This window comes from Alicyclobacillus suci, assembly GCF_017329615.1.
Lineage (GTDB): Bacteria > Bacillota > Bacilli > Alicyclobacillales > Alicyclobacillaceae > Alicyclobacillus > Alicyclobacillus suci.
This window is the reverse complement of record NZ_JAFMTW010000131.1, coordinates 1-968: the sequence shown is the minus strand read 5'-3', so window position 1 is coordinate 968 and position 968 is coordinate 1. Positions and strand designations below refer to the sequence as shown.

Below are 968 nucleotides of genomic sequence, written 5' to 3'. Positions count from 1 at the left end.
GGCGGAAAAGTGAATGGGCACTTGCAACACCCACTCTATTAATTCTACCCTTTGGTTTGTCGAAGACCTGAGGGTGGTGAGAGAGGATGCTGAAAGTGCCGCAGCAACAGTATATCAAGTTCTTGTATGAGAATGAGGATTATTCGATCTCGGAGATTGCGAAGGTCATGGGAGTCAATTGGCGGACTGCCAAGAAGTACGCCACAAAGGATAACTGGAATGAGCCTATGTATCGACGCAAGAGACGACATCCTGTTCTTGGTCCGTACCTTGACATCATCGATACCTGGTTGACTGAGGAGCAGGCATTACCCCGCAAGCAGCGCTACACGGCGAAGCGAATTTTTGACCGTCTGTGCGATGAATATGGGTTTGAGGGTGGACGGCGCACTGTCGAGGAATATGTGGCCAAGCGCCGGAAGGAACTCAAACTGGAGCGTGCCGAGAGCTACGAGCATCTTGAGCACCCTGGCGGTGAGGCGCAAGTCGATTTTGGTACGGCTTATGTTGGACAACCCGGAAAACTGGTCGAGCGGAAGGTGCTCACGATGTCTTTCCCGTTCAGCAATGCGGCTTTTGTCTTCCCAGTCCGCAAGGAGAACACGGAGTGCTTCCTGGAAGCGATGAAACGTATCTTCGAGCGAATAGGTGGCGTTCCAAAGAAGATCTGGTTCGACAATCTGTCTGCCGCAGTGATTTCGATTGACCGGGATGGAAAGCGCACGTTCACCGACCAATTCCTTCGGTTTGCAGCTCACTACCGGTTCAATCCGGAGTTCTGCAACGCCAACAGTGGTCACGAAAAGGGCCATGTTGAGAACAAGGTTGGATATGGGCGTCGCAACTGGCTCGTACCCCCACCGGTCTGTGATACGGATACTGAGCTTGAGACGTATCTGGCTCAAATGGCAGAGTCGGATATGGACCGTCCTCATTACGCCAAGAAGGAACGCATCGCTGACCTCTGG

Annotated in this window: 1 protein-coding gene; it reads left to right on the top strand. The window is 52.6% G+C overall.

The features are described from left to right. Nucleotides 1–86: 86 nt before the first annotated feature. Nucleotides 87–968: IS21 family transposase (gene istA / locus J3482_RS20100; protein ID WP_206923072.1), on the top strand; the 882-nt coding region annotated here is incomplete at its 3' end.